Source organism: Microbacterium sp. zg.Y909 (assembly GCF_024626565.1).
The window spans coordinates 1-4512 of record NZ_JANJFJ010000359.1 but is presented as its reverse complement, the minus strand read 5'-3'; the positions used below and the strand labels follow the sequence as shown (position 1 = coordinate 4512).

The window sequence follows — 4512 nt, the reverse complement described above, 5'->3', positions numbered from 1 at the left end:
GCCGGGGCCGCACCGGCGGGCGGCGGCGTGGGGTCGGTGTCGTGGCGGGCGATGTACTTCACGCGGATGCCGAGCACCTGCTGGATCACGCCGCGGAGGTCTTCGCTCGGGCCTTGCCCGGCCTGCAGCTTCTTGAACGCGGCGACGTCTGCCTGGCTCTGGAAAACCAGCGTCAGCACGTCGTCGTCGAACGCGGCCACGCGGGCGACGGTCGCGAGGAGCCACGAGGTGCGGCTGACGCCTTCGAGCCGCTTGAGGATCTCAGGCCAGGCGTCGCGCACATGGGCGAAGGTGATGGGGCCGTCCGGCACGATCGGCTCCGCCGCAGGCTCCGGCGCGGCCGGTGCCGAGATGGCAGGAGCGGATGCCGTCGCCCGCTGCCCCGCAGCTGCGGGGGCGTCGCCGGGAGCGGCCGCGCCGGTCGGAGCGCTCGGGCTCGCGTCGGTCGTGGCCGCGGAAGCGGGCGGCGCCGACACGGGGGCGCCCGCGGGCGGCGCGGCCGCAGGCTGCGGCGTGGCGGCAGGCTGCGCGGCTGCAGCCGGTGCGGCGACGGGCGAAACGGGTGAGGTGGGTGCCGGAGCGACATCCCTCGTCGCAGACGGAACGATCGGGGTCGCCGCGGGCGGCATCGCGGCCGGCGCTGCGGGTGCGGCACCGGCCTGCACAGCCGGCTGCGTCGCGGGCGAGGTCTGCGCGAGCACGCGCGCCACCATGAGTTCCAGCTGCAGGCGCGGGGAGGTCGCGCCGGTCATGTCGTCGAGGGCCGTCACGACCAGGTCGGCCGTGCGCGAGAGGCGCTCGGTGCCGAAGACCACCGCTTGGCGGCCCATGCGCTCGAGTTCGTCCTCTGGAACGCCCCGGAGCACCGCCGCGGCACCGTCGCCGGTGGCGGCGACGATGATGAGGTCACGCAGCCGTTCGAGCAGGTCGTCGACGAAGCGGCGCGGGTCCTGACCGGTCTGCACGACCCGGTCGACCGCGGCGAAGGCGCCCGCGGCATCCCCCGAGCCGAACGCCTCGACGACCTCGTCGAGCAGCTCGGCGTGGGTGTAGCCGAGGAGCGAAACCGCGCGCTCGTACTTCACGCGCACCGCGCCACCCTCTGCGACGTCGGAGCCGGCGATGAGCTGGTCGAGCAGCGACAGCGTGTCGCGCGGTGATCCGCCGCCGGCGCGGACCACGAGCGGCAGCACACCGGTCTCGACCTCGACGCCCTCTTGCGTGCACAGCTCCTGCACGTACTCGAGCATGGCCGCCGGCGGCACGAGCCGGAACGGATAGTGGTGCGTGCGCGACCGGATGGTGCCGATGACTTTTTCGGGCTCGGTGGTGGCGAAGATGAACTTGACGTGGTCGGGCGGCTCTTCGACGAGCTTCAGCAGGGCGTTGAAGCCCTGCGAGCTGACCATGTGCGCCTCGTCGAGGATGAAGATCTTGAACCGGTCGCGGGCGGGGGCGAAGATCGCCCGCTCGCGCAGGTCGCGGGCGTCGTCGACGCCGTTGTGGGATGCCGCGTCGATCTCGACCACATCGAGCGATCCGCCGCCGTTGCGCCCCAATTCGACGCAGCTGGGGCAGGTGCCGCAGGGGGTGTCGGTGGGCCCCTGCGCGCAGTTCAGGCAGCGGGCCAGGATGCGCGCGGAGGTCGTCTTACCGCACCCGCGCGGACCGGAGAACAGATAGGCGTGCCCGACCCGGTCACCGCGCAGCGCCGTCATGAGCGGATCGGTGACTTGGGACTGGCCGATCATCTCGCCGAACGCCTCGGGACGGTAGCGGCGGTAGAGAGCGGTGGTCACACCACTAGCCTACGGCGTGCCTGCGACATCCCGTCCGGCGGGTTCGCAGGCGCGGCTCGGCCGGAGATCAGGCCTGTCGCGTGTCGGCGCTGTGCGGGAGACTGCCGGTATGGCCACCAGCCCGGCAGCCGCCACACCGCAGCGCATCGCGACCGCGGTCGTCGCGGCGGCGGTGGCGGCATCCGTGCTCGCCGGATGCGGCCCGCGCATGGGCGATCCCCTCACCCCGTCCCCGTCCCCGCCCCCGTCCCCGTCGTCGACGTCCACACCGGCACCGAGCCCCTCCCCGAGCCCGTCCGGCTCCCCCACGCCCACCGGCCCAGCGCCGGCGCCCGACGCGACCATCCCCGAACGTCCCGAGGACGCCGACGCGACCGAGCGCGGCCCGAACGGCGGACCCGGCGACGGCGACGGCGACGGCGCCCTGAGCGTGCCACCAGCGGGGGCCGCGCCCAGCCAGGCGTGCCCCGATGACCTCACCGCGTGGATCGTCGACGAGTCGACGCTCGTCGCCGATGACCACATCGCCACGCCGGCGCCCAGCGATCCCTCCGTCGACTTCGGCGGGCTCAGCGCACCCGGCTGCGCGTTCGCCGGCACGACCCGCACGTTCACCGACATCCAAGAGGTGCAGGCCACTTCCGACGTACGGGTGTGGGTGTTCACCGATGCCGCGACAGCGGCCGGGCACGCCGACGCTGCCCTCGCCGTTCTGACGGCGGCCGGCTACACCGTCTTGGACCGTCGCGGTGGCAGCGACCCCCTCACGCATCTTCTGCGCGGGATGGGTCCGGCGGTTCTCGATCAGGCGGTCGTGCAGACCTGGGGCGCGGGGCCGACCGTGAACCGGGTCGGTGGCGAGCCCGGGCAGGTGGTCGTCGCGGTCGGCGTCGTCACCTTCGCCGAACTCGACTGACGACCGCGCTCAGCTGTCGACGCCCACCTGTGCATCCTCGCCCTGCAGCAGGTCATCGTCCGAGATGACGGGGATCGAGCTCGTGAGGGTCGGAATCGACGCCGACAGATACGTGCCGTCGTCGCGCCGCGCATCCTCGATCTCGCTGAGCGACGGCCGGCCGGGGCGGCGCGGTCCCTGCCCCTGCAACGGCACGACCAGCGTCTCGTCACCGGCGATGACGTACCCGGTCCCGCGTACCGACAGCACGATGGGACCGCCCGGGCCGGACGTGAACGTGATCGCATCCGCGGTCACCGTGACGTCGAGCCGCGTTCCGTGCCACAGCAGCGAGTACGACAGCGACGGCCAGTCGGCCGGCAGACGCGGGTCGAACGACAGGTCGCCGAAGTGGTCGCGCATTCCACCGAAGCCCGAGACGAGGGCGGTCCACACCCCGCCGGCCGACGCCACGTGCACGCCGTCGGATGCGTTGTGGTGCAGGTCTCCGAGATCGACGTAGATCGATTCGTGGAAGTACTCCAGGGCGAGGTCCTGGTACCCCACCTCCGCTGCGAGGATCGCCTGCACGACCGCCGACAGCGTCGAATCGCCCGTCGTGAGCGGGTCGTAGTAGTTGAAGTCGGCGAGCTTCTAGAGCGCCAGCACCACGTCGGCCTGCTTGAGCACCTGATAGCGGTAGATCACCAGCGGGTGGAAGTGCAGCAGCAGTGGCCGCCGCTCCGGCGGGGTGTTCTCCAGGTCCCACACTTCCTTCTCGAGGAAGACGTGGTCCTGCGGGTGGATGCCGAGGGCCTCGCTGAACGGGATGTGCATGGCATCCGCAGCACGGTCCCACGATTCCGCCTCGCCGGGCTCGATGCCGAGCCGGTCCATCGCGCGGCGGTACTCCTCCGGCGCGTCCTGCTCCATCTCACGCACGGTTCGCGCGGCGAAGCGCAGGTTGAACCGCGCCATCACGTTGGTGAACAGGTTGTCGTTGACGACGGTGGTGTACTCGTCGGGACCGGTGACGCCGTGGATGTGGAACGAGTCGCCGTCTCCGTCATCGTCGTCGTCGTGGATGCCGTCGCTCGTGCGCCAGAACCCGAGCGTCGCCCACAGTCGCGCGGTCTCCACGGCGATGTCGATGCCCTCGGTGTAGAGGAAGTCCACGTCGCCGGTGGCACGCACGTACTTCGCCAGGGCGAAGCAGACGTCGGCGTTGATGTGGTACTGCGCGGTGCCGGCGGCGTAGTAGGCCGAGGCCTCTTCGCCGTTGATCGTGCGCCACGGGTAGAGCGCGCCCGCCTCGTTGAGCTGAGCTGCGCGCTTGCGGGCGGCGGGCAGCATGAGGTACCGCATGCGCAGGGTGTTCCGGGCCCACAGCGGCGTCGTGTACGCCAGGAACGGCAGCACGTAGATCTCGGTGTCCCAGAAATAGTGGCCGCTGTACCCGGAGCCGGTCACGCCCTTGGCGGGAACGCCCCGCCCGTCGGCACGGGCCGCAGCCTGGGCCAGCTGGTACAGGCACCAGCGGGTCGCCTGCTGCAGGTCGTCGTGGCCGCCGATCCGCACGTCGGAGCGATCCCAGAATCCGTCGAGCCAGGCGCGCTGGCGCTCGAACAGCACGTCGACGCCCTCGCTCTGTGCGCGGTCGAGTGTGCGACGGCAGCGGTCGACGAGCTCCCGCGCGGGTACGCCCCGCGACGTGTGGTACGCCACGACCTTGGTGACGGTGATCGGCACGCCGGCCTTGGCCTGCACCCGGTACAGGTTCTTGGCGATGTCGGGCTCGATGAGCCCGCGCATGTCGTA

Annotated in this window: 2 protein-coding genes and 1 pseudogene; 1 reads left to right on the top strand and 2 read right to left on the bottom strand. The window is 71.7% G+C overall.

The window, feature by feature from the left end:
* The coding region (locus NQ160_RS19145; protein ID WP_257516702.1) for a DNA polymerase III subunit gamma and tau at positions 1–1799 on the bottom strand (1799 nt) is incomplete at its 3' end.
* Between the two features lie 109 nt (positions 1800–1908).
* On the opposite strand from NQ160_RS19145, the gene NQ160_RS19140 reads away from it, so the two are divergent.
* Positions 1909–2715: a hypothetical protein gene (locus NQ160_RS19140; RefSeq protein WP_257516701.1), complete on the top strand. Its 807-nt coding sequence runs from the start codon at positions 1909–1911 to the stop codon at positions 2713–2715.
* A 9-nt stretch (positions 2716–2724) separates the two neighbouring features.
* On the opposite strand, the pseudogene NQ160_RS19135 reads toward NQ160_RS19140, so the two are convergent.
* Positions 2725–4512: pseudogene (locus NQ160_RS19135) on the bottom strand (glycoside hydrolase family 65 protein); the annotation flags it as partial.

Bases quoted from the DNA above. Each gene is read 5' to 3' on its own strand.
- NQ160_RS19140 (WP_257516701.1), top strand. From the start codon at position 1,909: ATGGCCACCAGCCCGGCAGCCGCCACACCGCAGCGCATCGCGACCGCG.